Annotated in this window: 29 protein-coding genes; 10 read left to right on the top strand and 19 right to left on the bottom strand. The window is 67.8% G+C overall.

Features of this window, described 5'->3' with window-relative positions; genetic code table 11:
* Positions 1-40 precede the first annotated feature (40 nt).
* Together BM004_RS22115 and BM004_RS22110 are read left to right on the top strand one after the other, a co-directional pair.
* Positions 41-1,009, top strand: a complete 969-nt coding sequence (locus tag BM004_RS22115) for an aldo/keto reductase (protein WP_093216729.1) — start codon at positions 41-43, stop codon at positions 1,007-1,009.
* A 14-nt stretch (positions 1,010-1,023) separates the two neighbouring features.
* Positions 1,024-1,500, top strand: a complete 477-nt coding sequence (locus BM004_RS22110) for a DUF3237 domain-containing protein (protein ID WP_093123005.1) — start codon at positions 1,024-1,026, stop codon at positions 1,498-1,500.
* 10 nt (positions 1,501-1,510) lie between these two features.
* On the opposite strand, the gene BM004_RS22105 is transcribed toward BM004_RS22110, so the two are convergent.
* On the bottom strand, positions 1,511-2,032 hold the full coding sequence (locus BM004_RS22105; protein WP_093216857.1) for a GNAT family N-acetyltransferase: 522 nt from the start codon (positions 2,030-2,032) through the stop codon (positions 1,511-1,513).
* 49 nt (positions 2,033-2,081) lie between these two features.
* Between BM004_RS22105 and BM004_RS22100 the strand changes: the two genes are divergently transcribed.
* From BM004_RS22100 to BM004_RS22095, 3 genes are all read left to right on the top strand, one after another.
* The gene (locus BM004_RS22100) at positions 2,082-2,741 is read left to right on the top strand and encodes a helix-turn-helix domain-containing protein (protein WP_093216727.1); all 660 of its coding nucleotides are present in this window, start codon (positions 2,082-2,084) and stop codon (positions 2,739-2,741) included.
* Positions 2,742-2,866: 125 nt separating this feature from the next.
* Positions 2,867-3,037, top strand: a complete 171-nt coding sequence (locus tag BM004_RS41480) for a hypothetical protein (protein WP_177206563.1) — start codon at positions 2,867-2,869, stop codon at positions 3,035-3,037.
* A 199-nt stretch (positions 3,038-3,236) separates the two neighbouring features.
* Positions 3,237-4,355, top strand: coding sequence for an NAD(P)/FAD-dependent oxidoreductase (locus BM004_RS22095; protein ID WP_256219982.1), 1,119 nt, complete (start codon positions 3,237-3,239; stop codon positions 4,353-4,355).
* A gap of 86 nt (positions 4,356-4,441) precedes the next feature.
* On the opposite strand, the gene rlmB is transcribed toward BM004_RS22095, so the two are convergent.
* From rlmB to BM004_RS22075, 4 genes are read right to left on the bottom strand one after another with little or no spacing between them, the layout of a single operon-like run.
* Complete coding sequence (rlmB, locus tag BM004_RS22090; protein ID WP_093216722.1) at positions 4,442-5,188, bottom strand: 23S rRNA (guanosine(2251)-2'-O)-methyltransferase RlmB; 747 nt, start codon at positions 5,186-5,188, stop codon at positions 4,442-4,444.
* A gap of 44 nt (positions 5,189-5,232) precedes the next feature.
* Positions 5,233-6,213, bottom strand: a complete 981-nt coding sequence (locus BM004_RS22085; protein ID WP_093216719.1) for a hypothetical protein — start codon at positions 6,211-6,213, stop codon at positions 5,233-5,235.
* Positions 6,214-6,217: 4 nt separating this feature from the next.
* Positions 6,218-6,712, bottom strand: a complete 495-nt coding sequence (locus BM004_RS22080) for a hypothetical protein (protein ID WP_093123016.1) — start codon at positions 6,710-6,712, stop codon at positions 6,218-6,220.
* A gap of 50 nt (positions 6,713-6,762) precedes the next feature.
* Positions 6,763-7,473, bottom strand: a complete 711-nt coding sequence (locus BM004_RS22075) for an ABC transporter ATP-binding protein (protein ID WP_093123018.1) — start codon at positions 7,471-7,473, stop codon at positions 6,763-6,765.
* Between the two features lie 36 nt (positions 7,474-7,509).
* Here BM004_RS22075 and BM004_RS22070 point away from each other — a divergent pair, with 36 nt between their 5' ends.
* Complete coding sequence (locus BM004_RS22070) at positions 7,510-8,133, top strand: arylesterase (RefSeq protein WP_177206562.1); 624 nt, start codon at positions 7,510-7,512, stop codon at positions 8,131-8,133.
* Positions 8,134-8,191: 58 nt separating this feature from the next.
* On the opposite strand, the gene BM004_RS22065 is transcribed toward BM004_RS22070, so the two are convergent.
* A complete protein-coding gene (locus BM004_RS22065) occupies positions 8,192-8,395 on the bottom strand; it encodes a hypothetical protein (protein WP_093123021.1) in 204 nt (67 codons plus the stop codon).
* A 114-nt stretch (positions 8,396-8,509) separates the two neighbouring features.
* Entirely contained in the window at positions 8,510-9,703 is a 1,194-nt protein-coding gene (locus BM004_RS22060; protein WP_093123024.1) for a PLP-dependent transferase, read from the bottom strand.
* 78 nt (positions 9,704-9,781) lie between these two features.
* Between BM004_RS22060 and BM004_RS22055 the strand changes: the two genes are divergently transcribed.
* The 4 genes from BM004_RS22055 to BM004_RS22040 are packed head-to-tail and all read left to right on the top strand — an operon-like array spanning position 9,782 to position 13,492.
* Positions 9,782-10,726 (top strand): AraC family transcriptional regulator, encoded by a 945-nt coding sequence (locus BM004_RS22055; protein ID WP_093216717.1) that lies wholly within the window; start codon positions 9,782-9,784, stop codon positions 10,724-10,726.
* Between the two features lie 4 nt (positions 10,727-10,730).
* Positions 10,731-12,098, top strand: a complete 1,368-nt coding sequence (locus BM004_RS22050) for an amidase family protein (protein ID WP_218152713.1) — start codon at positions 10,731-10,733, stop codon at positions 12,096-12,098.
* A gap of 31 nt (positions 12,099-12,129) precedes the next feature.
* Positions 12,130-12,987, top strand: a complete 858-nt coding sequence (locus BM004_RS22045; RefSeq protein ID WP_093216711.1) for a helix-turn-helix domain-containing protein — start codon at positions 12,130-12,132, stop codon at positions 12,985-12,987.
* A 52-nt stretch (positions 12,988-13,039) separates the two neighbouring features.
* Positions 13,040-13,492, top strand: a complete 453-nt coding sequence (locus BM004_RS22040) for a VOC family protein (RefSeq protein ID WP_093123034.1) — start codon at positions 13,040-13,042, stop codon at positions 13,490-13,492.
* 56 nt (positions 13,493-13,548) lie between these two features.
* On the opposite strand, the gene BM004_RS22035 is transcribed toward BM004_RS22040, so the two are convergent.
* From BM004_RS22035 to hisS, 12 genes are all read right to left on the bottom strand, one after another.
* Entirely contained in the window at positions 13,549-14,073 is a 525-nt protein-coding gene (locus BM004_RS22035; protein WP_093123037.1) for a phosphoribosyltransferase, read from the bottom strand.
* A 17-nt stretch (positions 14,074-14,090) separates the two neighbouring features.
* On the bottom strand, positions 14,091-15,422 hold the full coding sequence (locus BM004_RS22030; protein ID WP_093216708.1) for an adenylosuccinate synthase: 1,332 nt from the start codon (positions 15,420-15,422) through the stop codon (positions 14,091-14,093).
* A 23-nt stretch (positions 15,423-15,445) separates the two neighbouring features.
* On the bottom strand, positions 15,446-16,606 hold the full coding sequence (locus BM004_RS22025; RefSeq protein WP_093216706.1) for an ATP phosphoribosyltransferase regulatory subunit: 1,161 nt from the start codon (positions 16,604-16,606) through the stop codon (positions 15,446-15,448).
* Between the two features lie 44 nt (positions 16,607-16,650).
* Complete coding sequence (locus tag BM004_RS22020) at positions 16,651-16,839, bottom strand: DUF2065 domain-containing protein (RefSeq protein WP_093123048.1); 189 nt, start codon at positions 16,837-16,839, stop codon at positions 16,651-16,653.
* A 16-nt stretch (positions 16,840-16,855) separates the two neighbouring features.
* On the bottom strand, positions 16,856-17,755 hold the full coding sequence (gene hflC, locus BM004_RS22015) for a protease modulator HflC (protein WP_093123050.1): 900 nt from the start codon (positions 17,753-17,755) through the stop codon (positions 16,856-16,858).
* A 20-nt stretch (positions 17,756-17,775) separates the two neighbouring features.
* A complete protein-coding gene (gene hflK / locus BM004_RS22010; RefSeq protein ID WP_093216703.1) occupies positions 17,776-19,137 on the bottom strand; it encodes an FtsH protease activity modulator HflK in 1,362 nt (453 codons plus the stop codon).
* A 32-nt stretch (positions 19,138-19,169) separates the two neighbouring features.
* Positions 19,170-20,381 (bottom strand): GTPase HflX, encoded by a 1,212-nt coding sequence (gene hflX / locus BM004_RS22005; RefSeq protein WP_093216701.1) that lies wholly within the window; start codon positions 20,379-20,381, stop codon positions 19,170-19,172.
* 55 nt (positions 20,382-20,436) lie between these two features.
* On the bottom strand, positions 20,437-20,682 hold the full coding sequence (hfq, locus tag BM004_RS22000; protein ID WP_093123058.1) for an RNA chaperone Hfq: 246 nt from the start codon (positions 20,680-20,682) through the stop codon (positions 20,437-20,439).
* Positions 20,683-20,854: 172 nt separating this feature from the next.
* Complete coding sequence (gene der, locus BM004_RS21995) at positions 20,855-22,198, bottom strand: ribosome biogenesis GTPase Der (protein WP_093216698.1); 1,344 nt, start codon at positions 22,196-22,198, stop codon at positions 20,855-20,857.
* Positions 22,199-22,255: 57 nt separating this feature from the next.
* A complete protein-coding gene (bamB, locus tag BM004_RS21990) occupies positions 22,256-23,398 on the bottom strand; it encodes an outer membrane protein assembly factor BamB (protein WP_093123062.1) in 1,143 nt (380 codons plus the stop codon).
* Between the two features lie 7 nt (positions 23,399-23,405).
* A complete protein-coding gene (locus BM004_RS21985; RefSeq protein WP_093123065.1) occupies positions 23,406-24,098 on the bottom strand; it encodes a YfgM family protein in 693 nt (230 codons plus the stop codon).
* A 6-nt stretch (positions 24,099-24,104) separates the two neighbouring features.
* A complete protein-coding gene (gene hisS, locus BM004_RS21980) occupies positions 24,105-25,415 on the bottom strand; it encodes a histidine--tRNA ligase (protein ID WP_093216696.1) in 1,311 nt (436 codons plus the stop codon).
* Between the last annotated feature and the right edge of the window lies 1 nt (position 25,416).

The raw sequence follows: 25,416 nt of genomic DNA, 5'->3' as shown, positions 1-25,416 counted from the left end.
ACCTCTCTTTTTTCTCCTTCACCTTCAGGGACGCATCGACATGTCGCAACTTCGCCCGCTGGGCCGCTCCGGCCTCCTGGTTTCCCCGCTCGCCTTCGGCGGCAACGTGTTCGGCTGGACCGTGGACGAGGCGGCCTCGTTCAAGCTGCTCGACGCCTGGCTGGACGCGGGCTTCAACTTCGTGGACACGGCCGACGTCTACTCGGCCTGGGTGCCGGGCCACACGGGCGGCGAGTCGGAGACCATCATCGGCAAGTGGCTCAAGCAGAGCGGCAAGCGCAACCGCGTGGTGCTGGCCACCAAGGTCGGCAAGCCGATGGGTGAAGGCAAGGTGGGCCTGTCGCCCAAGTACATCCGCGAGGCCGTCGAGGCCTCGCTCAAGCGCCTGCAGACGGACTACATCGACCTGTACCAGTCGCACGACGACGACGCCGGCACGCCGCTGGAGGAATCGCTGGGTGCGTTCGACGAGCTGATCAAGGAGGGCAAGGTGCGCGCCATCGGTGCGTCGAACTACACGGCACCGCGGCTGGAGGAAGCGCTCGACGTGTCGGAGCGCCTGGGCATTGCGCGCTACGAGAGCCTGCAGCCGCTGTACAACCTGTACGACCGCGCGGTGTTCGAGGACGCGCTGGAGCCGCTGTGCGTGAAGCGCGAGGTGGGCGTGATCAACTTCTACGCGCTGGCCGCCGGCTTCCTCACCGGCAAGTACCGCACCGAGGCCGATGCGGCCAAGAGCGCGCGCGGCGCCAACACGACCAAGAAGTACCTGAACGAGCGCGGCCTGCGCATCCTCGACGCGCTCGACAAGGTGGCCCAGCAGTACAACGCCAAGCCGGGCCAGGTCGCCATCGCCTGGCAGATCGCGCGCCCGGGCGTGACGGCGCCGATTGCCAGCGCCACCTCCATCGCGCAGCTCGAGGAGCTCGTGGTTGCGACGCAGCTGAAGCTGGACACGGGCACGATCGAAATGCTCGACCGAGCCAGCGCCGAGAACGCCGCGGCCTGAAGCGGAAGCCGGCGATGAGCCTCTTCGATTCCATCGCCGCGCCCACCCTCGAGCACTTCGCCGACCTGCGGGTCGAGGTGGGCGTGCCGCAGGTGCTGGGCAACAGCACGCGCGGGTTGCGCCGCACCGTGCCGATCACGGGCGGCGAGGCCGTCGGCCACGGCTGGCGGGCGCGTGTGCTGCCGGGCGGCAGCGACTTCCAGCTGATCGTGAGCGACACGCTCTCCGAGCTCGACGCGCGCTACGGGCTCGAGACGGACGCGGGCGACCTGCTGTACGTGCAGAACCGCGCCGTGCGCTCGGCCTCGCCCGAGGTCATGGGCCGGCTGCTGCGCGGCGAGCCGGTCGATCCGTCGCAGGTGTACTTTCGCTGCAGCCCGCGCTTCGAGACCGCGTCGGCCTCGCTGAAGTGGATCACCGAGCGCATGTTCGTCGGCGCCGGCATGCGCCACCCCGCCGAGGTGGTGATGCGGTTCTACCTGCTGGCCTGAAAAGCCTTCTTCAGCCGTCGACCGGCTGCAGCGGCGTCGCCAGAATGCGCTGGTAGAAGGCCACGTCGAGCCAGCGGCCGAACTTGAAGCCGGCCTGGCGCACGGTGCCCGAGTGCTCGAAGCCCAGGCGCTCGTGCAGCGCGATGCTGCCGGCGTTGGCCGCGTCGATGGCGCCGACCATCACGTGCACGTCGCGCGCAACGGCTTCGGCAACGATCGCCTCCATCAGCGTGCGGCCCAGGCCTTCGCCGCGGTGCGCGCTGTCGACATACACCGAGTGCTCCACCGTGTACTTGTAGGCGGGAAAGGCGCGGAACGCACCGTAGCTCGCGAAGCCGAGCAGCTTGCCGGCGTCGTCCACGGCGCCGATCACCGGGAAGCCGCTGGCGCGCTTGGTGGCGAACCACGCCACCATGTTCTCGGCCGTGCGCGGCTTGTAGTCGTACAGCGCGGTGGACGTGGCGATGGCTTCGTTGAGGATGGCAAGGATCGCGGCGGCGTGCGCTTCTTCGGTGCAGGGGATCAGACGCATGGTGTTCCTCATCGGAATGCTGTTCAATATAGGAGAATAATAATCTCATATGAGAAACGATTCATCCCCTTCACATTCTCGCCCTTCACGTTCTCGCCCTTCACGTTCTCTCGCTTCACGTTCTCTGCCGCCTCCCGTTGCCGAAGCGCCCGGCGAGAACATCGACACGCTCATCGCCTCGCGGCTGCTGGCGCTGCGGCAGGCGCAGGAGCTCAGCCTGAGCGAGCTGGCCGAACGCTCGGGTGTCAGCAAGGCGATGATCTCGAAGGTCGAGCGGGCGCAGAGCAGCCCCACCGCCGTGCTGCTGGGCCGGCTGGCCGCCGGGCTCGGCGTGCCGCTGGCGCAGCTGCTGACCGAGGAGAAGACGCAACCGCAACGGCTGCGCCCGCGCGCCGCGCAGGAAGTGTGGCGCGACCCCGAGGCGGGCTACCTTCGGCGCCAGGTCGCCGAGCGCCAGGCGGGCAGCGGGGTGGAGCTGGTCGAGGTGGAGCTGCCGCGCTCGGCCCAGGTCGGCTACCCGCGATGGAGCGGCAAGCCCTACCGGCAATGCCTGTGGATGCTGGAAGGTGCGCTGCGGGTGGACTACGGCGACGAGCGCTTCGAGCTCGCACCCGGCGACTGCCTGGACTTCGGCGTCGACCGGCCGCTGGTCTTCAAGGCGCTGGGGCGCACCGGCTGCCGCTACCTGCTGGTGGCCAGCCCCGAGTGAATGTGCCCGCCGTGAACGGCTGCGAAGGGTAGGCAGGCTCCCACATGCACAGGCGGCACGCGCCGGTGCGGCGGCCGGCACCGCTCGGGATACTGCAAGGCATCTCAGCTTCCGGAGGAACGACGATGTCCTTTGCGCTCTACATGATCGGTTTCGTGATTTTCCTGGGCGGCCTCATCTGGGGCGCCTCGGTGGCCGGCGTGCCTACGCTGTACATCGGCATCGGTGCGGTGATCCTGCTGGGCATCGGCATCTTCAGCGCGGTGGGCCGCACGCGCGGCAAGGACCCTTCCTGAGTTCATTGAGTTCACACAGGCTTCACGCCGCCCGCACAGGCGCTAGCTAACTTCGCATGCGCACTGCACGACGCAGTGCGCATCGAACCGTTGGCTGCCCATGCACACCCCTTCTTCCAGTTTCTTCACTCCCCTCGCTTCTTCCTCCGCTTCCTGCGCCGCACCTGAGCCAGCCCCGGCTGCATCGGCCGGCAACGGCTTGGGCAGCATCAAGGTCGACTTGCTCGTCGTGGGCGCCAGCTTTGCAGGTCTCGCCTGCGCGCGCGCCGCAGCACTGGCCGGCCTCAGCGTGATGGTGTTGGAGAAGAAGACCAGCGCCGGGGCCAAGCTCCACACCACCGGCATCATCGTCAAGGACGCGGTGGACACCGTGCCCTGGCTCGCCGAGGTGCCGCCCGCGCTGGTGCGCCGCATCGAAGGGGTGCGGCTCTACGCGCCCAACATGCGCAGTGTCGACCTGCACGCGCCGGGCTACTGGTTCTGGGCCACCGACGCGCCGGCGCTGCTCGACTGGATGACCGATTCGGCGCGCGCATGCGGCGTCGACGTGCGGCTGGGCACGCTGTTCGAGCAGGCGCTGTGGATCAACGGGCGCTGGGAGGTGCCGGTGACGCAGGGCCCCTGCATCACCGCCACTTACCTGGTCGGCGCCGATGGCCCGCATTCGCGCGTGGCGAAGGCGCTGGGCCTCTCGCGCAACACGCGCTTTCTGTACGGCGTCGAGCACGAATACCAGGGCGCACGCATGGCGCCCGACCTGCTGCATTGCTTCGTCGACCGGCAGCTCGCGCCCGGCTACATCGGCTGGGCACTCGAGGGCGTGGGCGTGAGCCAGATCGGGCTGGCGCGCCGCATGGGGCGCCACGATGCCACTGCGCTGAAGCTCGACCCGCTGCTGCGCAAGATCGCGCCGGTGGTGACGCCGGGCAATGCACCGCCGGTTGCGGTGCGCGCCGGCATGATCCCTTGCGGCGGCGTGCTGCCGCGGGTTTCAAGGGAGCGGGCGTTGCTGGTGGGCGATGCGGCCGGCATGGTGTCGCCGGTGACGGCCGGCGGCATCCACACCGCCCTGCTGCACGGCCAGCGCGCGGGCGAGGCCGTGGCGCGCTTCGTTCGCCGCGAGGTCGGCGACCCGGCCACCTGGTTCGTGCGCGGCTACCCGGGCTTTCACCTCAAGCGCACGCTGCGCTGGGCCTTCGACCACTTCCAGAGCGACTGGATGTTCAACCGCCTGCTGGGCACACCGCAGATGCGGCGCATGGCGGAGCTGGTCTACTTTCACCGCAAGGGCACGGCCTTGTCCGCCCGGCAGGACTGAACGACGAAGAAGCGAAAAAGCGAAAAAGCGAAAAAGCGAAAAAGCGAAAAAGCGAAGACGCGAAGACGCGAAAAACGCGCCCTCGCTCAGGCGCCGCGTTGGCGCAGCGCCTCGTACAGGCACACGCCGCTGGCCACCGAGACGTTCAGGCTCTCGACCGCGCCGGCCATCGGAATGCTCACCAGCTCGTCGCAGGTCTTGCGCGTGAGTTGCCGCATGCCTTCGCCCTCGGCGCCCAGCACCAGCGCCAGCGGGCGCTTGAAGTCGCTCTGGTAGATGGTGCCTGGCGCGTCGTCGCTGGTGCCCACGCACCAGATGCTGCGCTCCTTGAGCTCGTTGAGCGTGCGCGCGAGGTTGGTGACCATGAAGTACGGCACGGTCTCCGCCGCGCCGCTGGCCACCTTGGCCACGGTGGCGTTGATGCCGGCCGCATGGTCCTTGGGCGCGATGACCGCGTGCGCACCGGAACCGTCGGCCACGCGCAGGCAGGCGCCGAGGTTGTGCGGGTCGGTGACGCCGTCGAGCACCAGCAGCAGGGGCACGGTGCCGGCCTCTTCGAGGCCTTCGAGCAATTCGTCGAGCGAATGGATCTGCGCGGCGGGTTCCACGCGCGCCACCACGCCCTGGTGGCCGTGGCTGCCGCTGAGCTTGGACAGCCGCAGGCCGTCGGCCTCGACCAGCCGCACACCGGCTTCCTGCGCACGCGCAATGAACTGTTTCATGCGCGCATCGCGCCGGCTGGCGTCGAACATCACTTCGAGCACCGATTTCGGCGCGGTCTTGATGCGCACGCCCACGGCATGGAAGCCGAAGATCACTTTAGGAGAAGACATCCCCCGATTATCCCCACCCCGGGGCCCCTGCCCGCTTTGGGTGCTCAGGCCAGGGGCAGGCCGCTCAATGCGCGGGTGCGTTCGTCGTGCAGCTCCTGCACCGCGCGCGCATTCGGATGCACCCGCTCGCTGTTGCCCACGCTCTCCAGGTACTGGCAGGCGGCGTGGCCTTCGGCGGCCTTTTCGTAGCGGGCGATCCAGGCGTCGCGCACGGGCAGCTTGTCGGGCGACACCGGCCACACGCCGGGTTGCGGGCGCATGTGCTCGCCGATGCCCACGCGCCATGGCTTGGCGCTCACGCGGGCGCGAAAGCAGTTCTGGTTACGGCACATGCGCGCGTAGACCTTGTCCACGCCCATGGCCTGGAAGCAGTCGGCCACGCTCAAGTCGCCGGGGCTGAACACGTCGTGCATGGCCAGCACGCGAAAGCCCGCGGGCGTGCGGTAGATGCGCAGGTGCCAGTCGGGGTGTTGGTGCATGAAGCGGCCGATGCGCTCCGCCGCGAGTTTCTCGGGCGCGGGGTTGCCGCTGGGCTGGCCGCGCTTCTTGCGCTGGCCGATGACCCAGGCCACGGTGAACACCACGAAGAACGCGATCAGCCCGCCCAGCCAGGTCTTGGCGGCCCAGCCGCCGACCACGCCGGCAATGAGCGCCGGCACCAGCGCAAAAGCGAACACGCTGCCGCGCAGCGGCTCCTCGAAGTCGATGTCGACGAACAGCACGTCGGGCGTGTTGAGGCAGCGCGCGCCGTAGCCGTTGCGGGTGATGACGGTGTCGCCCTGGCGCTCGACGATCTCCTCGCGGATGGGCACGCCATTGGCGCCGTTGTAGGCCAGCTTTCGCTCGCGGCGCTCCAGCTTCTCGCCCTGCACGATGCGCTCGAAGGCCTCGCGCGTGCGCTGGTCGGCGTGGGCCTGCGCGGCCAGCGGGCTGTCGTCGGACCAGCCGTAGCGGCGCACGGTGACCTGCTTGCCGGCCACGCGCTCCTGGATGCGGCCTTCGGCCCAGAACTGCGGAACGATCATCGGGTCAGAACGTCCCGCCGAAATACAGCCAGACCATCAGCGCGGCCAGCACGACGATGACCGCCGGCAGCCACTTGTAGCCGCCGCCGTGCACACGGCCGGGCTCGTCCATGGGGCGGCGCGGCATGTGCGAAGGCAAGGCAGCGAAGTCGCCCACCGATGGGTCGTCGTGCTTCTCGACCAGCCGCTTGGCGGCGGCCAGGCTCAGGCCGGTGGCCTCGCGCGTGAGGCGGACCGCCTCGACCTTGTTGCCCTGCGCCAGCGCCTTCAGCGCGGTGGACGGCATCGACGCGAAGCCGCGGTCCTGCATGGCGACATCGGGCGCACTGCGCCCGGTGGCGGTGTCTTCGTCCCCCTCGTCCATGCGCGCGGCATACCGCTCGACGGCTTCCTTGGCCGACTTGAGGTCCAGGCCGGTGCGGTCGCGCACGATCTTGATGGCCTCGATCAGCCTGCCGCTCTGGAGCGCGCGGACAGCGTCGGGGGGAAGTTCTTCCATTCAGGCTCCTCGGATTGGTTTGCTATTTATTTAATAGCTTATCGCGCTTGTCAGACGGGCGCTACGGCAGCTTTTTCATTAAAAGCCACGCGGCCGGCCTCGATGGTGATGCGCCGTTCGCACTGCGCCGCAATGCCGCGGTCGTGGGTGACCAGCACGAGCGTGGTGCCCAGCTCGCGGTTGAGGTCGAACATCAGCCGCATGACCTGCTCGCCGGTGGCGAAGTCGAGGCTGCCGGTGGGCTCGTCGGCCAGCAGCAGGGCCGGCTGCACCACGAAGGCACGGGCCAGCGCCACGCGCTGCTGCTCGCCGCCCGAGAGCACCTTCGGGTAGTGGCCCAGCCGCTGGCCGAGGCCCACGCGAGCGAGCATCTCGGTGGCGGCCTTGCGCGCGTCCTTGCGGTTGGCCAGCTCCAGCGGGAGCATCACGTTCTCCAGCGCGCTGAGGTTGCCCAGCAGCTGGAAGCTCTGGAACACGAAGCCCACGCGCTGGGCGCGCACCGCCGCGCGTTCGTCCTCGTCGATGGCGAAGATGTCCTCGCCGGCAATGCGCACCGTCCCGCGCGTGGGGGTGTCCAGCCCGGCAATGATCGACAGCAAGGTGCTCTTGCCGGAGCCCGAGGCACCGACGATGGCGGCGGTCTCCCGTGCCCCGAGGGTGAAATCGATGTCCTGCAGAATGTCCAGCGTACCGGTCGAGTCGGTGACGGACTTGAAGACATGCTCGACGGCAACAATTACATCGGACGGGGGTTGGGACATGGAAAGGCTTTGGTTTTGAATCGACGTGACTTTATCTTGACCACCGCCGCGCTCGGCAGCGCGGGGATATGGACGACCGCGGCGCAAGCCCAGGCCGGCAAGCCGGTGATCCTGGTGCTGGGCGATTCGCTGAGCGCAGAGTACGGGCTGAAGCGCGGCGAAGGCTGGGTACCCTTGCTGGAGAAAAGGCTTGCGCAGCAGAAGGTCGCGGCCAGCGTCGTCAACGCCAGCATCAGCGGCGACACCAGCTCGGGCGGACGCTCGCGCTTCGCCTCGCTGCTCACGCAGCACAAGCCCACGCACGTGGTGGTGGAGCTCGGCGCCAACGACGCGCTGCGCGGCCTGCCGCTGGCGGACACCGAGAGCAACCTGCTGCAGATCACCAAGGCCGCGCAGGCCGCGGGCGCGAAGGTGCTGATCGTCGGCATCCAGGTGCCGCCCAACTACGGCGGCGACTACACGCGGCGCTTCGAGGCCGTGTTCTCAAAAGTGGCGGGCGAGACCAGGTCGGCGCTCGTGCCCTTCCTGCTCAAGGGCGTGGCCGACGCGCCCGATGCGCTGACGCTGTTCCAGGCCGACCGCATCCACCCGACCGCCGCGGCGCAGCCCCAGTTGCTGGACAACGTCTGGCCCGAGCTGCGCAAGCTGCTGCCGAAATAAAAAAACCGCCGCAGGCGCGGGCCTGCGGCGGCTTCTTGATGGGTACGCCAGGAGCGGATCAACCGTTCTTGGTGGGCAACTCGGGCACCGTGGGGGCATCGTGTTCGAGCGAGGCCACATCGGTTTCCGGGTCCCCGGGGGCCAGGCCATCGCTGCTCGGTGAGAGTTTGCGATTCGCCTTTTCCCGGAGCTTCTCTTCCTTTTTCTTCTTCTTGGCCAGCTCTTTCTGGCGCTTCTCGTAGCCGTAATTTGGTGTTGCCACTGCTTCTCCTTGGGCGAGGCAGTCAGGGTGACTGCGCGTCGCCTACTGTAAGCGATAACGCCGCACTCTCAAGACGGTACCCCGCGGCGCTCCCAAGGAGCGGGAAGCGATTTTTTACAACCGCCCCAGCGCCTGCTGCAGATCGGCGCGCAGGTCCCCGACGTCCTCGAGCCCGATCGAAAAACGAACGAGCGTGCCCTTGTAGGGCCAGCGCGCCACGCTGGCGTCGCGCATCAGGCCGATGTCGTAGGGCACCACGAGGCTGATGGGCCCGCCCCACGAATAGCCGAGGCGGAAGAGCTTCAGGCTGTCGCAGAAGCGGTCGACCTGCTCGGTGCTGAAGCGCTCGTCGAACACCACCGAGAACAGTCCCGCCGCCAGGTCGGCCTGGCCGCACAGCGCGCGCCAGTGCACGTGGCCGGGCGAATCCTCGAGCGCGGGGTGCAGCACCTGCGCGATCTCGTCGCAGCCGTTGAGCCAGCCCGCCAGCTCGCGCGCCGCGCGGTCGTGCGCGGCGTAGCGCAACGCGATGCTGGGCAGCGAACGCAGCAGCGTCTCGACGTCGCCCACGCCAATGCCGAAGCCCATGCGCATGTGCGTGAGCTTGAGCGCGCGATGCAGGCGCTCGTCGCGCGTGACCACGCTGCCCATGAGCACGTCGCCGCCGCCGCTGGGGTACTTGGTGAGCGCGTGCACGGAGATGTCGACGCCCTGCCCCGTGCCGTTGAAGTCGAAGGGCGCGAAGGCCAGGCCCGCGCCCCAGGTGTTGTCGAGTGCGGTCATCACGCCGCGCGCGCGGCAGATGTCCACCAGGGCCGGCAGGTCGGGGAACTCCATCGTCACCGAACCGGCCGCCTCGACCCATACCAGCTTGGTGCGGTCCGACAGCTTGGCCGCGAGGTCGGCGGGGTTCATCGCGTCGTACATGCGGTGCGTGATGCCGAAGTTCGCGAGCTCGCCGGTGGCCAGCGCCTTGTTGGGGCCGTAGGCGTTGTCGGGAATGAGCACCTCGTCGCCCGTCTTCAGGAAGGCGAAGGACACCAGCGCGATGGCCGCGAGGCCGCTGGGCACCAGCAGGCATTCGGTGCCGCCCTCGAGCGTGGCCAGCCGCTCCTCGAGCGTGAAGGTGGTCGGCGTGCCGTGCAGGCCGTAGGTGTAGCCGGCCTTGGTCTTCCAGTCGCGCGCACGCATGGCGGCCACGTCGGCGAAGAACACGGTCGATGCCTTGAACACGCCGGGCTGCGGCGCGGCGAAGGTGGCGGGCGGGGTGTAGGGGTGGTGGATCAGGTTGGTGGAGGGCTTGCTCATGGGGGAGATGCTAGCGCGGCACGATCGAGCAAGCCCGGACACGCCCTTGCGGACCATGTGCGAAACAATCGACGGCTCATGACCATCGATGCCTTTGCCAGCACTCGCACGCAGACCGTGCGCTACCTTGACCTGCTGTCGCGCGCGGCCGCCTACATCGACGGACATCTCGGCGAGCCTCTCGATGGTGCCCTGCTGGCGGACATGGCGGCCATGTCGCGCTACCACTTCCACCGCATCTTTCGAGCCTACTTCGGCATCACGGTCGGCGGCTACATCACGTGGCGGCGCATGCAGCGCGCCTGCGAGCTGCTGACGGACAACCCGGCCTCCGTGAACGACGTGGCCCTGGAAGTCGGCTACGAGTCGGCGCAGGCACTGGCCAAGGCCATGAGGCGCGAGCTCGACACCACGCCGGCGGCTGTGCGCGGGGGCCAGGCGCCTCGCTGGCAGCAATTGTTCGATCGCCGGTCGGCGCCCGATCCCGGGACGGCACGCCAGAACCCGATGCTGCGCCCGCAAATGCTCGACGTGCCCGCACTCGCGGTGCTGACGGCCACCGGGCGCGGCATGGTGGATGGCGTGCGCACCGGAGCCGCGCAACGCGCATTTGCCGAGCTGGTCCCCGTCGTGCGTGCGGCCGGCCTGCTGCCACGCACGCGCAGTTGGGTCGCTGTTTTCCCCGACGAGCCGCAGGGACCCGACGACCAGGAGGCGCGCATGCTCTGTGGCGTCGTCTTCGATCATTCGCTGGCCGAACGCACCGGCGCGCCTGGACAACCGGCCACAGCGCTCAGCGGCACGCTCGCCTGGAGCCATCTGCCGGCGGGCCGCCACGCCGTGTTCACGCATCGGGGAGCGCACACGCTGCTGCACACCGTCTGGACCGCCATCTATCGCGACTGGCTGCCGGCCACTGGCTACGTGCTGCGCGATGCGCCCTGCTTCATCCACTACGCCAACGATCCGCGCGAGCCGCTGGGCGACGGTTGGCGCACGCATCTCTACCTCCCACTGCAATAGAGCCATGAATCCATCCTCCCCTGAACGCCAGACGGCCGGCCTGCTGATCGAAGCACTCGCCGCGCGACGGATCGGCGCGCTTGAGGCTTGCGACGCCGCCATCGCGCGCATCGAGGCTTGCGACCCGAAGATCAACGCCGTCGTCGTACGCGACTTCGAGCGCGCACGCGAGCAGGCGCGCATCGCGGACGCCGCCCTGGCCCGGGGCGAACGCCGTCCTCTGCTCGGGCTGCCCATGACAGTGAAAGAATCGTTCAACGTGGCGGGCTTGCCCACAACCTGGGGCTTCGAGTTCGCGCGCTCGCTGCCGCCGGCGGCCGAAGATGCGGTGGCTGTGCGCCGCCTGAAGGCCGCGGGCGCGGTGATCCTGGGCAAGACCAACCTCGCGCTCGGGCTCGGGGACTACGAAAGCAACAACCCCGTCTACGGCCGCACACTTCATCCGCTGGACCCGGAGCGCACACCCGGTGGCTCCTCGGGCGGCTCGGCAGCGGCCCTGGCGGCCGGCATGGTGACGCTGGAGCTGGGCTCGGACGTCGGCGGCTCGCTCCGGGTACCGGCCCATTTCTGCGGGGTCTACGGCCACAAGCCGACGCATGGGCTGCTGCCTGCGCGTGGCCATGACTTCCCAGGTGGCTACCAGGCGGCTCCGGACGTGCTGTCAGTCATCGGCCCGATGGCGCGGAGCGCCAGCGACCTCGAACTGGCGCTGGACGTACTGGCCGGCCCCGATGGCGACGAAGCCACGGCCTTCCAGCTCACATTGCCGCGCGCGCGGCATGCCCACATCCGCGAGCTGCGCGCCCTGGCGCTCAGCGAGCACCCCTCGGCATGCGCCAGCGCGGAGGTACGTCATGCGGTCGATGCGGTTACACGCACCCTTGTCGCGGCTGGTGCCCGCGTCGAGCGCACCAGCGTGCTGCTGCCCGATCTGGCCGCCATCCAGGTCGACTATGTGAACATCCTGCGCACGATCACGACGCGCGGCGGTCCGAGTTCCCCGCCGTCGATCTCGGCGCATGAGTGGCTGCGCCTGCTGGACCGGCGCATGGGACTGCAGCGAGACTGGGGCCGCCTCTTTCGGAGCTTCGACATCGTCATCGCGCCGGCCTTCGGCTCGGCCGCCTTCGCGCACATGGACGCGCCCGACTGGGGCCACACGACGTTGACCATCGACGGTGATGCTTCGCTGTATCGCGACCAGCTCGCCTGGTCCGGCCTCGCCACGGTCGCGGGCCTGCCGGCTACCGTCGCGCCTGCCGGAAAGACTGCACAAGGGCTGCCGATCGGGCTCCAGATCATCGGGCCTCGCTTCGAGGACCGGACGCCGCTGGCCGTGGCCCGCTGGCTGCAGCAAAACCACAGCTTCTGATCATTGGCCGGCGGTCGCGCAGAATGCGCCGATGCAGCTGACGCGCCCCCCCGCTCACCACCTGCGGCCCTTCGTGCGGCTGCTGTGGGCCTCCACGCCCGACGACGCGCCCACGCCGCAGCCCGGCGCGCGCGAGCACGTGCTGCCCACCGGTGGCATGCATCTCGTGTTCCGGCTCGGCGGTCCGCCGCTGCGGCTGTTTCGCGACGACGCCGATGCGCAAGGCTTCACGGTGGGCTACGCGATGGTGGGCGGGACGCGCCCGGCCTTCTTCGTGCGCGACGTGTCGGTGGAAACGCCTTCGGTCGGCGTCATGCTGCAGCCGGGCGCGGCCCGGGCGCTGCTCGGCGCGCCTGAAGGCGCGCTGGCCGATTGCCACACGCCGCTCGATGCGCTCTGGGGCACCGACGCGGGCTTCGCGCTCGAACAGCTCCACGGCGCCGGCTCGCTGGCCGCACAGCTGGCCGTCGTCGAGGCCCTGCTGACGGCGCGCCTGGCACTGCGCGCGCTGCACGGCCTGCACCCGGCGGTGGCCCATGCGCTGGCCGGGCTGTCGGGCGGCAGCGTCATCGGCGAACTGGTGAAGCACAGCGGCTACAGCCACCGGCGCTTCATTGCGCTCTTTCGCGGCATGACGGGCCTGGCGCCCAAGCAGTACACGCGCATGCTGCGCTTCGACCGGGTGCTGTCGCAGTTCGCGCTCGAACCCCACCAGCCCTGGGTCGAGCTGGCGCTGCAGGCCGGCTACAGCGACCAGGCGCACTTCAACCGGGACTTCCTGGCGATAGCCGGCATGTCGCCGCAAGCCTACCGGCGCGCAGCACCGACAGCCTCGCGGCACGTGCCGATGCGAGGCCCTTCCCACAGGTCAAATTTGTCCAAGACCTGAAGCGCCGCCGACACCAGAATCGCGCCCATTCCAACCACGAACGGACAAGACCATGGCCATCCACGAACTGTTTCCCTACCTCTGCGTGCACGATGCCGGCGCAGCCATCGGCTTCTATTGCGAGGTCTTCGAGGTGAAGGAGATCTTTCGGCTCACCGAGCCCAGCGGGCGCATCGGCCACGCGGAGCTGGACTTCCACAACGGCGCCATCCTGATGATTTCGGACGAGTTCGCCGAGTTCAACATCCACAGCGCGAAGACGCTGGGCGGCACGCCTGTCTCGCTGCACCTGCATGTGGACGATGCCGATGCGGTGGTGGCGCGCGCCGTGGCGGCGGGCGCCACGCTCGACATGGCGCCGCAGGACCAGTTCTATGGGGAACGCTCCGGCGTCTTTCGCGACCCCTTCGGCCATCGCTGGAACGTGGGGCACAGCATCGAGAAGCTGACGCCGGAGGAAATGCAGCGGCGCTACACCGCGATGCTGCTGAACCCCGCCGAGTGAACCGGCAGAGTTGACCGGCGGAGTGAGCCAGCCGGGGGGCCTTCAGGCGCGAAGGCTCAGACCGACCACTTCTCGATGAGCTTCTCGGCGCCCATCGAGTCGTAGCCTTCGAAGGGCTGGTGAATCCACGGGTTCGTGGCCAGGAACTCCACCTGGTAGTCGGGCGTGAAGGTCGACAGCGCCTTGGTCCAGATCACCGCGCTGCGCAGCTCGGTGATGGGCGGGTAGTTGTTGCGCAGCATGTCCATCACCGCGTGCAGCGTGTGACCCGAGTCGGCCAGGTCGTCGACCAGCAGCACCTTGCCCGCGATCTCGCCCTTGGGGGTGGTGATGAAGCGGGCAATGTCGAGGTGGCCCTGCACCGTGCCGGCGTCGGCGCGGTACGAGCTGGTCGACATGATGGCCAGCGGCTTGTCGAAGATGCGCGAGAGCACGTCGCCGGGGCGCATGCCGCCACGCGCCAGGCACAGGATCGTGTCGAACTCCCAACCCGACTGGTGCACCTTGATCGCGAGCTTCTCGATCAGGTTGTGGTACTCGTCGTAGCTGACGTAGAGATGCTTGCCGTCTTCGGTCAACATGGTTCTTCTTTTCCTCTTCAGTCGGCCAGGTAGGGGTGGCGCATCATGATCGTGTGATCGCGGTCGGGGCTGGTCGACACCATGTGGATCGGCACGCCGGTGACCTGTTCGATGCGCTGCAGGTACAGGCGCGCGTTGACCGGCAGCTTCTCGTATTGCGTCACGCCCACGGTGCTTTCGGTCCAGCCTTCGAGGGTCTCGTAGATCGGCGTGCAGCGCTCGATCTCGTCCGCGCCCATCGGCAGGATGTCGGTGATCTCGCCGTCGAGCTCGTAGCCGGTGCACAGCTCGAGCGTCTCGAGGCCGTCGAGCACGTCGAGCTTGGTGATGCACAGGCCCGACAGGCCGTTGACCTGCGCCGAGCGCTTGAGCAGCGCCGCGTCGAACCAGCCGCAACGGCGGCTGCGGCCGGTGGTCACGCCCTTTTCGGCGCCCACGGTGCTCATGTGGTAGCCGGGGGTGCCGGGCTTTTCCCACTCGAGCTCGGTCGGGAACGGACCGCCGCCCACGCGCGTGCAGTAGGCCTTGGTGATGCCCAGGATGTAGTGCAGCATGCCCGGGCCCACGCCCGAACCGGCGGCGGCATTGCCGGCCACGCAGTTGCTGGAGGTGACGTACGGGTAGGTGCCGTGGTCCACGTCGAGCAGCGTGCCCTGCGCGCCTTCGAACAGCAGGTTGGCGCCGTTCCTGTGGGCGTCGTTCAGCTCGCGCGAAACGTCGGCCATCATGGGCTTGAGCAGCTCGGCATGCTTCATCGCTTCGTCGAAGACTTCGTCGTAGTCGATGGCCGGCGCGTTCAGCACCTGCGTCAGCACGTGGTTGTGCAGGTCGAGCAGCACGCGCAGCTTGGCCGCAAAGCGCTCGGGGTGCTTCAGGTCCTGCACGCGCAGCGCGCGGCGGGCGATCTTGTCTTCGTAGGCCGGGCCGATGCCGCGGCCGGTGGTGCCGATCTTCTCGATGCCACCCTTTTCGCGGTAGGCCTCGCGGGCGATGTCCAGCGCGGCGTGGAACGGCAGGATCAGCGGGCAGGCCTCGCTGATGCGCAGGCGCGAACGCACTTCCACGCCGGCCTTCTCCAGCCCTTCGATTTCCTCGAACAGCTTGGCGGCGGACAGCACCACGCCGTTGCCGATGTAGCACTTGACGCCGGGGCGCATGATGCCGCTCGGGATCAGGTGCAACGCGGTTTTCACGCCGTTGATGACCAGCGTGTGGCCCGCGTTGTGGCCGCCCTGGAAACGGACCACGCCCTGGGCGCTTTCCGTCAGCCAGTCGACCAGCTTGCCTTTGCCTTCGTCGCCCCACTGGGTACCGACGACGACCACGTTTCTTCCGGTGGTTACGCTCATGCTCGTTCCATTACTTCAAAAATTCAGATCGCTCGGACATTCCACTGGCCCGCTTGCTCGACGAGCTCGCGGTCGCAATGGAATTCATCGATTTCGCTGCCATGGCCCGGCAGCACGCAGACTACCGTTTCGCCGGCCTTGCGCAATTGGGCAATTGCCTGACGCAGCCCCGCCGCGTCGCTCCAGGGCGCGCGGATGGCGGCGCGCAGCGGGCGGGCCGGCAGCACGCCGACCAGCTCGCGCACGTCCAGGCTGAAGCCGACGGCCGGACGGTTGCGGCCGAACACGGCCCCCACCTCGTCGTAGCGGCCGCCGCGCACCAGCGAATCGGCCGCGCCGGGCACGTAGATGCCGAAGCGCATGCCGCTGTAGTAGGCGTAGCCGCGCAGGTCGGCCAGGTCGAAGCTGATCTGGCGGCCCGGCACGCCCTGCAGGCCGGCGGCCAGCTGCTTCAGGTCGGCCAGCGCCGCGGCCACGGCGGGCGTGCCCTTGAGCGCCTTGGCGGCCTCGTCGAGCACCGACGCGTCGCCGTACAGCCCGACCAGCGCGCGCAACCCGTCACGGGAGGCGGCAGGAAAGTTTTTGGTGAGCGCGTCGAGCTCGCTCGCGTCCTTGGCGGCCAGCGCGGCATGCACACGGGCCAGCCCGGCGGCATCGATCGGCACGCCGGCGAACAGCGCACGCACGATGCGGGCATCGGCCAGGTCGACGATCACGCCCTCTTCCAGGCCGGCGGCCTGGAGGCAGTCGAGCGCCAACAGCAGGGTTTCGGTGTCGGCCTCGAGGCCGGCGTGGCCGTAGATCTCGGCGCCGAACTGCAGCGGCTCGCGGGTGGCGTGCGGCCGGTCGGGCCGGGTGTGGAGCACCGGGCCGCAGTAGCACAGGCGGGCCACGCCGTCGCGGTTGAGCAGGTGGGCATCGATGCGCGCCACCTGGGGGGTGGTGTCGGCACGAAGGCCCATGCTGCGGCCGGAGAGCTGGTCGACGAGCTTGAAGGTTTGGAGGTCGAGTGCCTCGCCGGTGCCCGAAAGCAACGACTCGAGGTGCTCGAGCAGCGGCGGCATCACCAGCTCGTAGCCATAGCCACGGGCGGTATCGAGCAGCTGGCGTCGAAGTTCTTCGATGTGGCGCGCCTCGGAAGGCAGCACATCGGCAATGTGATCCGGGAGGACCCAGGCGGACATGGGGATCGGGGGCGTGGTTAAACCGGGATTCTACCGGGACCGCGCTACCCCAAGATCCAGAGCAGTGCCAAACCCAGCAGGATGCTGCAAAGTCCAAAGAAACGGAGCTGGCCGTCGCGCAGCTGCATGAGCTGCCCGAAGCCGCGCCGCCACCCTCCTGGCGAGACGAAAGGCAGGATGCCTTCGATGACCAGGACGAGCGCCAAGGCGCTCCAGAAGGTGTCGGCGCTCACGGCTCCGGAAGACGAATCAGCGGCGAGGCGCGCTGGTGTTCGATCCCGAGCCCTGCATGGCGCGGAAGAAGTCCGACGACGGGTCGAGCACCATCACGTCGCTCTTCTTGTTGAAGCTCTGCTTGTAGGCCTCGAGGCTGCGGTAGAACTGGGCGAACTGCGGATCGCGGCCGAACGACTCGGAATACGCGGCGGCGGCCTGGGCATCGCCCTCGCCCTTGATCTTCTGTGCGTCGCGGTAGGCATTCGCCACGATCACTTCACGCTGGCGGTCAGCGTCGGCGCGGATCTTTTCACCCTCGGCGGTACCGGTCGAACGCAGTTCGTTGGCCACGCGCTTGCGCTCGGCTTCCATGCGGCGGTAGACCGATTCGGTGATCGCCTCGACGTAGTCGACGCGGGTGATGCGCACGTCGACGACGTCCACGCCCCAGGGCTTGGCCCCCTTCACCACCGACAGCACTTCGCGCTGCACGTCGGCCATCAGGGCTTCGCGGCGCACCGAGATCAGGTCGCGCACGGTGCGCTTGTTGATGTTTTCCTGGAACGCATTACGCACCACGCGGTTGAGCTGCATGGCACCGGCGTTCTCGTCGAGGCCGACGTTGCGGATGTAGGCCTGCGGGTCGCTGATGCGCCAGCGCACGTACCAGTCGATGACCACGCGCTGCTTTTCGGCGGTGAGCATCGGCTCGGTGTCGACGCTCGAGAGCGTCAGCAGGCGCTTGTCGATGTACGACACGTTCTGGAACGGCGGCGGCAGCTTGAAGTTCAGGCCGGGCTCGGTGATGACCTGCTTGATCTGGCCGAGGGCATAGACCACGCCGAACTGGCGCTGGTCGACCACGAAGAGGGTCGAGCTCAACAGCACGAGCAAGACGAGGATCGACGAGGCGATGAATCCGATTCTGTTCATGTTCTTCTAGGCCTTTTTCATCAACGCACGTCGCGGTCGCGCGAACGGCCGTCGCGTGCACGCACGTCGCTGGTCGTGGGCGCCACCGGGATCACCGAGGACTGGGCCGGCGCGGTGCCGGCAACGCTCGGGCTGGCTGCGTCGACCGGCGTGGCCGCGTTGTTGCCGGTTGCCTGCATGAGCTTGTCCAGCGGCAGGTACAGCAGGTTGGAGCCCTGCTTGCTGTCGACCAGCACCTTGGTGGTGCTGGCGTAGATCTGCTGCATGGCGTCGGTGTACATGCGGTCACGCGTGACCTGCGGCGCCTTCTGGTACTCGGCGAGCACCGCGGCGAAACGGCCGGCATCACCTTGCGCCTGGGCGACGATCCGCGCCTTGTAGGCCTCGGACTCTTCCTTCAGGCGCGACGCCGTACCGGTGGCCAGCGGCACCACGTTGTTGGCGTAGGCCTGCGCATCGTTCTTGGTGCGCTCGCGTTCCTGGCCGGCCTTGAGCACGTCGTCGAACGCGGCCTGCACCTGCTCGGGCGGACGCACGCCGCCCTGCTGCAGGTTGATGCCCACGACTTCGACGCCGATCTTGTAGCGGTCCAGGATGGTCTGCATCAGCGTGCGCACGCGCGGTGCGATCTGGTCGCGCTCTTCGGCGAGCGCGGCGTCCATCTTCATCTTGCCCACGACCTCGCGCACCGAGGTCTCGGCCACCTGCACCACCGTCTCGGCGGGCGACTTGCTCTCGTAGAGCCAGGCGCGCGCATCGCTCAGGCGGTACTGCACGGCGAACTTGATTTCGACGATGTTCTCGTCTTCGGTCAGCATGGCCGACTCGCGCAGGCCGGTGGAACGCACGATGGCGTCACGACCCACGTCGGTGGAGCGGATCTGCGTGACCACCACCAGCTCGTGGCGCTGAATGGGGTACGGCAGGCGCCAGTTGAAACCGGCGCCCACGGTCGTCTTGTAACGGCCGAATTGCGTGACCACGGCCTGCTGGCCTTCATTCACGATGAAGAAACCGGTGCCGAGCCAGATGAGGATCGCCACGGCAGCCACGAGGCCGAGGCCGAATCCTGCGTTTTTCATGTCGGGCCTGTAGCCGTTGCCGCCGCCGCTGCTTCCGCCGTTGGGACGGTTGCCGCCACCCTTGCCGCCGAAGAAACCGCCGAGCTTGCGATTGAGGTCGCGCCAGAGTTCATCGAGGTCGGGAGGACCCTGGTTGGGGCCTTGACCGCGGGGGCGGTTGTCGTTGTTGTTGTTGCCCGAGGGCGGGGGTGTCGGTGCGCCTGGAGGATTGGCGTCGGGTGGCCGGTTGCCGGCCGGGCGTTCGCCGTTGGAGGACGGCTCGTCGCCGCGACCCCATCGGCCGTCGTTCAGATTGAACATGCCCAGAAACCCTCTCCGCGCTGGCTTTGAATTCATTCGCTTCGTTCTCTTGTCAGTGGCGGGATTGTGCCCAATCCATCGGCGGCATCGTGCAATTCAGCGTCTGCCTCAGGGGTCATCGTATCGGCTACGGAGCCCGACTGCCGGGCGAGCTCCGCGCGCAGCAACGGCACTCCCTCGCCGCTCTTGGCGCTGAGGAAGATACGGGGAACCTGCACGCCGTCGATTTCCATCTCGTCCTGCAGATGCAGCGGACGTTGCGTGCTTTCAAGAGCGTCGAGCTTGTTGAACACCAACAACTGCGGCACGGCCTCGGCTCCGATGTCGCGCAGCACCGACTGCACCTCGGCCATCTGCTCGGGGTAGTGGGGGTTGGAGGCGTCGATCACGTGCAGCAGCAGGTCGGCATCGACCGCCTCCTGCAGCGTGGCCTTAAAGGCGTCGACCAGCCCGTGCGGCAGATCGCGAATGAAACCGACCGTGTCGGAGATGGACACCTGCCGCCGCGCGTCGCCCAGGTAAAGGTTGCGCGTGGTGGTGTCGAGCGTGGCGAACAGCTGGTCGGCCGCATACGCGCGAGCCTTGACCATGGCGTTGAACAGCGACGACTTACCCGCATTGGTGTAACCCACCAGCGAGATGTTGAAGGTCTCGCGGCGCTCGCGCTGGCGGCGTTGCGTGCCGCGCTGCTTCTGCACCTTGGCAAGCCGTTCGCGCGTGCGCTTGATCGACTCGTTGATCATCCGGCGGTCGAGCTCGATCTGCTTCTCGCCCGGGCCGCCGCGCACACCTGCACCGCCGGTCTGGCGCTCCAGGTGAGACCAGCGGCGGACCAGCCGCGTGCTGAGGTACTGCAGGCGAGCGAGCTCGACCTGCAGCTTGCCTTCGTGCGAACGCGCGCGCTGGGCAAAGATCTCGAGGATGAGAAAGGTGCGGTCGTAGACCGCGACGTCGAGCTGGCGCTCGAGGTTGCGCTGCTGCGCGGGGCTCAGGGACTGGTCGAAGATGACTTCGCTCGCCCTGTACAGGGCAGCCAGCTCCTTGATTTCTTCGGCCTTGCCACTGCCAACGAACAATGCCGCGTCGGGCGCCTTGCGCTTGCACGCAAGCCGGGCGACGGGCGTCAGGCCCGCGGTCTGCGCGAGCAGGCCGAGTTCCTCGAGTTCGCTGTCGAAATGGGGCAGCCCGAAATCTACGCCGACGAGAACGGCGGCGCCTTCCTGGCGGGGGATCAGTTCAGACAAGCGGGATCAGAATAGGGAAAAAGCGCGGCAGCCGGGGCCGCCGCGCTCCGCGCGATCAGGCGGCGGTGTCGTCGTTCTCGGCAGCCGAGAAGTTGACGGCGCGACCCGGCACGATGGTGGAAATGGCGTGCTTGTAGACCATTTGTGTCACCGTGTTGCGAAGCAACACGACGTACTGGTCAAAAGACTCGATCTGGCCTTGCAGCTTGATACCGTTCACCAAATAAATGGAAACCGGCACATGCTCGCGACGCAAGGTGTTCAGAAACGGGTCTTGCAGAAGTTGCCCTTTATTGCTCACGATATTCTCCGTGTTCAAGAGTAGTTGTTGGAGAGATGACCTTAACACAGGGTTTCCGCGCTGCAGCAACCGGGGTCAAAAGCCTTGAGAAAATAACGGCTCTCAAAAGACGGAACTTCCATGACAGGAGCAAGTCAACAGCCGCCATCGGCAGCCAAGACCCGCCCTGCCCTCAGTCGTCCTTGTCGGCGAACGGATTCGCGGAGCTCTTGAACTGGATGCGCAGCGGCGTGCCCACCAGGTCGAACTCCTTGCGGAAGCGCCCTTCGAGGAAGCGCTTGTACGCCTCGGTCACGTGCTCCAGTGAATTGCCGTGGATCACGATCACCGGCGGGTTCATGCCGCCCTGGTGCGCGTAGCGCAGCTTGGGCCGGTACATGCCACCGCGCTTGGGCGCCTGGAACTGCACTGCCTCCAGCAGCAGCCGGGTCAGCACCGGCGTCGACATCTTGCGCGTGGCCGACTTGTGGGCCTGCGCAATCGCCTGCCACACGGGGCCCAGGCCCTGGCGCTTGATGGCCGAGATGAAATGCAGCGCCGCGAACTTCAGGAACGGCAGCCGGGTCTCGATCTGGCGCTGGATCTGTTCGCGCTGGTAGCTGTCGACCGCGTCCCACTTGTTGATGGCGATCACCACGGCCCGTCCGCTTTCGAGGATGTAGCCCGCAATGTGCGCGTCCTGGTCGGTCACGCCCTGCGTGGCGTCCAGCAGCAGCAGCACGACGTTGGCCGACTCGATGGCCTGCAGCGTCTTGACCACCGAGAACTTCTCGATCGCCTCGAACACCTTGCCCTTGCGGCGCAGCCCGGCCGTGTCGATCAGCTCGAAACGTTGCCCGTTGCGCTCGAACGGCACCGAGATGGCGTCGCGCGTGGTGCCCGGCATGTCGAAGGCCACGAGGCGCTCTTCACCCAGCCAGGTGTTGATCAGCGTCGACTTGCCCACGTTGGGGCGGCCGGCCACGGCCAGCTTGATCGGCTTGTTGACGTCGTCTTCTTCGGCCTCGTCGTCGGGGTCTGGCAGGTTCAGCGGGGCGAGCGCGAGCTCGACCAGGTCACGCATGCCCTGCCCGTGTGCCGCGGACACGCCGTGCACGTCGCCGAAGCCGAGTTCGTAGAAGTCCACGAGCTTGGTGCCGTCGTGCATGCCTTCGGCCTTGTTGGCCGCCATCACGCAGGGCTTGCCGAGATGGCGCAGCTCGTTGGCAATGTCATGGTCCTGCGCCGACAGGCCCTCGCGGGCGTCGACCACGAAGATCACCACATCGGCCTCGGCCACGGCCTGGCGCGTCTGCTTGGCCATCTCCTTGTAGATGCCGCTGCCCGCGTCGGGCTCGAAGCCGCCGGTGTCGATGACGATGAACTCGTGCTTGCCCAGGCGGCCGTTGCCGTAGTGGCGGTCGCGGGTGAGTCCGGCAAAGTCCGCGACGATGGCGTCGCGCGTCTGGGTCAGGCGGTTGAAGAGCGTCGACTTGCCGACGTTGGGCCGCCCGACCAGGGCCACGACCGGCTTCATGGCCGGCCTTTCGATGGCACGGTTTTCATGGTCGGGCCTTGGAGGAAAAAGAAAGAATTATTCAGGACGGTAGCCAAACACACCACCCTTGGCGGTCACGACAACGACGGTGTTGCCTGCCAGCACCGGCGTGACGGTGATCGCCGAGCCATCGGGCGCGACGCGGTTGAGCAGTGCACCGTCTTCGCGCGACACGAAGTGCAGCGTGCCGGTGTCCTCGCCGATGACCAGCGAGCGGCCCACGGCCAGCGGCGCGGTCAGGTTGCGGTTCTTCAGGCGGCTCATCTGCCAGGCGCGTTCGCCGTCGGCGCGGCGCCATGCGGTGACGCTGCCGTCGGACTCGGTGCCATAGACGAAGCGCTCGTCGCCGCTGACGCCGTCGGCGCCCGAAGCGGGCTTGCTCCAGACCAGCGAACCGCGAACGGTTTCGACGCAGCCCACGCTGGCGTAGTACGCGCGGGCGCAGAGCGTGTCGCCGAAGCGGCTCACGCTGCCGGTCAGGTCGACCAGGCGCTCGACATCGTTGGTGCCGCGCGGCGCCGCAATGGGCGATTCCCAACGCGACGTGCCGTTGGCCGGATTGATGCCGACCAGCCGGCCGCCGATGCCGGCCACCAGCGTGTCGCCCACGGCGAGCAGCACGCCCGACTTGCGCAGCACCAGGTTTTCACCCGTGCGCTGCTGGATCCAGAGGCGGCGGCCGCTCTGCCCGTCCCATGCGCTGATGCTGCGGTCGGCGGTCTGCACGAACACGCGGCGGCCCGCCACCAGCGGTGCGGTGAAGGCTTGCGCGGACAGCTTCTGCTTCCACAGGACCTTGCCCTTCTCGATCGCGACCAGTTCGTTGTTGGTGGTGACGACGGCGGCCATGGAGCCGTCGCTGCCTACACCTGCCGCCAGCGGAGCGCCGGCGCTGACGCGCCAGGTTTCACGGCCGGCGCGGGCGTCGATGGCCACCACCGTGCCGTCGCTGCCGGCCACGGTGACCGTGTCGCCGCTGACGTCGGTGGTGAGCGGGAACTTGACATCGGGAATGCGCACGGTCCAGGCTTGGCGCACGCCGAGCAAGGACGGGTTGGCCGCGAGTTCTTCGGGCTTCGGCTTGCCGCTGCCAGAGCAGGCGGCAAGCAACGCGACCAAAACAAGAGCTGATCCCGCACGCAGGGCGGTCGATTCAGGCATGAGACGCTTGAAATTCATGATGCGGTCAGGGAGTTTTGGGGGCTGCGGGTGTGACGGTGACGACAGGCGCCAGGCTCTTCGGGTCGACGCCGACCGCGTTGAGCTTGATCTCGATCAGGCGGCGGTAGTCGGAGGTGGCGCCGAGACCGGTCCAGGCCTTGCGGTATTCGGCCTGCGCTTCGGCGCGCTTGCCCTGGGCCAGGTAGATGTCGCCCTTGCGGTCGGCCACCAGCGGTTCGAATTCCTTGGGCACGCTGCCGTCGAGCTGTTTGAGCGCGTCGTCATAAGACTTGCTCTCGAGCAGTTCGGCCGAGAGGCGCAGCTTCGCGACCGCCTGGTACCCCGGGTCGACGGCGCTTTGCGCCACCCACGTGAGCGCAGCGCGCGAGCCGTCGGCATTGCCCTTTTCATACAGCGTCTTGGCGACCAGCAGGCCGGCCTGTTGCGCGTAGGTGGTGCGGGCGAAGCGCTCCTTCATGTCGCCCATCACACGCTGGATGCGCTCGACGTCGCCGGACTGCGTGCTGCGTTCGACCTCGTCGTAAAGGGCCGCTGCCTGGGCTGCCTGGCTGCGCTGGTAGTACTGCCAGCCGTTCCAGGCCACGAAGGCGCCGGCGACAAGCAGCACGACCCAGGTGATCAGGGTGCCGTAGGTGTTCCAGAAATGCTTGAGCTGGTCGAGCTGTTCCTGTTCTTCGAGGTCGAGATGGGTTGCCATGCGCTGTCAGGTGTTGGGAGCCGGCGATTGTAGGGTGGCGGCCCAGGCGGCCACTTCTGCGAGAGGCCGTGCGGTCTGCGGGACGTTGGCGTCGCGCAGGGCCTTGAGAGTCACTTCGCCGCGCGCAAGTTCATCGGCGCCGAAGATCAGGACAAAGGGAGCGCCACTGGCGTCGGCCTTCTTCATCTGCGCCCTGAAGCTCGAGAGGCCTTCGGCGGTGGCCGCGTGCATCTGGATGCGCACGCCGGCTTCACGCAGCTGCTGCAGGGTGCGCAGCACGACAGGCATCGCAGCGGCGTCGGGCACGATGGCATAGGCATCGGGCACCGGCGACGGCACATCGGCGCCCTGCTCCTTGAGCAAGTCGAGCACGCGCTCCACGCCCATGGCCCAACCCACGGCCGGTGCGGGCTTGCCGCCGATCTGCGCGATCAGGTCGTCGTAGCGGCCCCCTGCGCACACCGTGCCCTGCGAGCCCAGGCGGTCGGTCACGAACTCGAACACCGAGAGGTTGTAGTAGTCCAACCCGCGCACCAGACGCGGATTGATCGTGAACGCGATGTCGTTGGCCTTGAGGATGGCCTGCAGCCCTTCGAAGTGCGCGAGCGACTCGGCACCGAGGAAGTCGATCAGCTTCGGTGCCGACTCGACCACGTCCTTCATGGCCGGATTCTTCGTGTCGAGGATGCGCAGCGGGTTGCTGTGCAGGCGGCGCTTGCCGTCCTCGTCGAGCTTGTCGGCGTGCTTCTCGAAGTGCGCGATGAGCTCGGCGCGGTGCAGCGCCCGCTCGGCGGGCTGGCCCAGGCTGTTGAGCTCGAGGCGCACGTCGGTCAGGCCGATGGTCTTCCAGAGCGCGTTGGCCAGCAGGATCAGTTCGGCGTCGACGTCGGGACCGGCAAAGCCCAGCGCCTCGGCGCCGATCTGGTGGAACTGGCGGAAGCGTCCGCGCTGCACGTTCTCGCGGCGGAACATCGGCCCGGTGTACCAAAGCCGCTTGGGGCCTTCGTACAGCATGTTGTGCTCGATCACTGCGCGCACGAGGCCCGCGGTGTTCTCAGGGCGCATGGTCAGGTGTTCGAACTTGCCGTTCTTGTCCGCCCGGTCTTCGAAGGAATACATCTCCTTCTCGACGATGTCCGTGACCTCGCCGATGCCGCGCACGAAGAGTGCCGTGCGCTCCAGGATGGGCGTGCGGACGTTGCGGTACGCGAAGCGCCCCATCAGGTCGCGCACGGTGGCCTCGAGCCACTCCCAGCGCGCCGATTCGGGCGGCAATATGTCGTTCATGCCTTTGACGGCATTCAATTTTTCAGCCATG

The sequence above is a fragment of the Variovorax sp. OK212 genome (genome assembly GCF_900112425.1).
Classification (GTDB): domain Bacteria; phylum Pseudomonadota; class Gammaproteobacteria; order Burkholderiales; family Burkholderiaceae_C; genus Variovorax.
Note: the sequence above shows the minus strand (reverse complement) of the source record. Positions and strands in the feature narration are given on the sequence as shown.

Excerpts from the sequence above, each read along its gene's own strand:
- BM004_RS22115 (WP_093216729.1), top strand. The coding sequence starts at position 41 with ATGTCGCAACTTCGCCCGCTGGGCCGCTCCGGCCTCCTGGTTTCCCCG.
- BM004_RS22110 (WP_093123005.1), top strand. The coding sequence starts at position 1,024 with ATGAGCCTCTTCGATTCCATCGCCGCGCCCACCCTCGAGCACTTCGCC.
- BM004_RS22105 (WP_093216857.1), bottom strand. The coding sequence starts at position 2,032 with ATGCGTCTGATCCCCTGCACCGAAGAAGCGCACGCCGCCGCGATCCTT.
- BM004_RS22100 (WP_093216727.1), top strand. The coding sequence starts at position 2,082 with ATGAGAAACGATTCATCCCCTTCACATTCTCGCCCTTCACGTTCTCGC.
- BM004_RS41480 (WP_177206563.1), top strand. The coding sequence starts at position 2,867 with ATGTCCTTTGCGCTCTACATGATCGGTTTCGTGATTTTCCTGGGCGGC.
- rlmB (WP_093216722.1), bottom strand. The coding sequence starts at position 5,188 with ATGTCTTCTCCTAAAGTGATCTTCGGCTTCCATGCCGTGGGCGTGCGC.
- BM004_RS22085 (WP_093216719.1), bottom strand. The coding sequence starts at position 6,213 with ATGATCGTTCCGCAGTTCTGGGCCGAAGGCCGCATCCAGGAGCGCGTG.
- BM004_RS22080 (WP_093123016.1), bottom strand. The coding sequence starts at position 6,712 with ATGGAAGAACTTCCCCCCGACGCTGTCCGCGCGCTCCAGAGCGGCAGG.
- BM004_RS22075 (WP_093123018.1), bottom strand. The coding sequence starts at position 7,473 with ATGTCCCAACCCCCGTCCGATGTAATTGTTGCCGTCGAGCATGTCTTC.
- BM004_RS22060 (WP_093123024.1), bottom strand. The coding sequence starts at position 9,703 with ATGAGCAAGCCCTCCACCAACCTGATCCACCACCCCTACACCCCGCCC.
- BM004_RS22055 (WP_093216717.1), top strand. The coding sequence starts at position 9,782 with ATGACCATCGATGCCTTTGCCAGCACTCGCACGCAGACCGTGCGCTAC.
- BM004_RS22050 (WP_218152713.1), top strand. The coding sequence starts at position 10,731 with ATGAATCCATCCTCCCCTGAACGCCAGACGGCCGGCCTGCTGATCGAA.
- BM004_RS22045 (WP_093216711.1), top strand. The coding sequence starts at position 12,130 with ATGCAGCTGACGCGCCCCCCCGCTCACCACCTGCGGCCCTTCGTGCGG.
- BM004_RS22040 (WP_093123034.1), top strand. The coding sequence starts at position 13,040 with ATGGCCATCCACGAACTGTTTCCCTACCTCTGCGTGCACGATGCCGGC.
- BM004_RS22035 (WP_093123037.1), bottom strand. The coding sequence starts at position 14,073 with ATGTTGACCGAAGACGGCAAGCATCTCTACGTCAGCTACGACGAGTAC.
- BM004_RS22030 (WP_093216708.1), bottom strand. The coding sequence starts at position 15,422 with ATGAGCGTAACCACCGGAAGAAACGTGGTCGTCGTCGGTACCCAGTGG.
- BM004_RS22025 (WP_093216706.1), bottom strand. The coding sequence starts at position 16,606 with ATGTCCGCCTGGGTCCTCCCGGATCACATTGCCGATGTGCTGCCTTCC.
- hflC (WP_093123050.1), bottom strand. The coding sequence starts at position 17,755 with ATGAACAGAATCGGATTCATCGCCTCGTCGATCCTCGTCTTGCTCGTG.
- hflK (WP_093216703.1), bottom strand. The coding sequence starts at position 19,137 with ATGTTCAATCTGAACGACGGCCGATGGGGTCGCGGCGACGAGCCGTCC.
- der (WP_093216698.1), bottom strand. The coding sequence starts at position 22,198 with ATGAAGCCGGTCGTGGCCCTGGTCGGGCGGCCCAACGTCGGCAAGTCG.
- bamB (WP_093123062.1), bottom strand. The coding sequence starts at position 23,398 with ATGAATTTCAAGCGTCTCATGCCTGAATCGACCGCCCTGCGTGCGGGA.
- BM004_RS21985 (WP_093123065.1), bottom strand. The coding sequence starts at position 24,098 with ATGGCAACCCATCTCGACCTCGAAGAACAGGAACAGCTCGACCAGCTC.
- hisS (WP_093216696.1), bottom strand. The coding sequence starts at position 25,415 with ATGGCTGAAAAATTGAATGCCGTCAAAGGCATGAACGACATATTGCCG.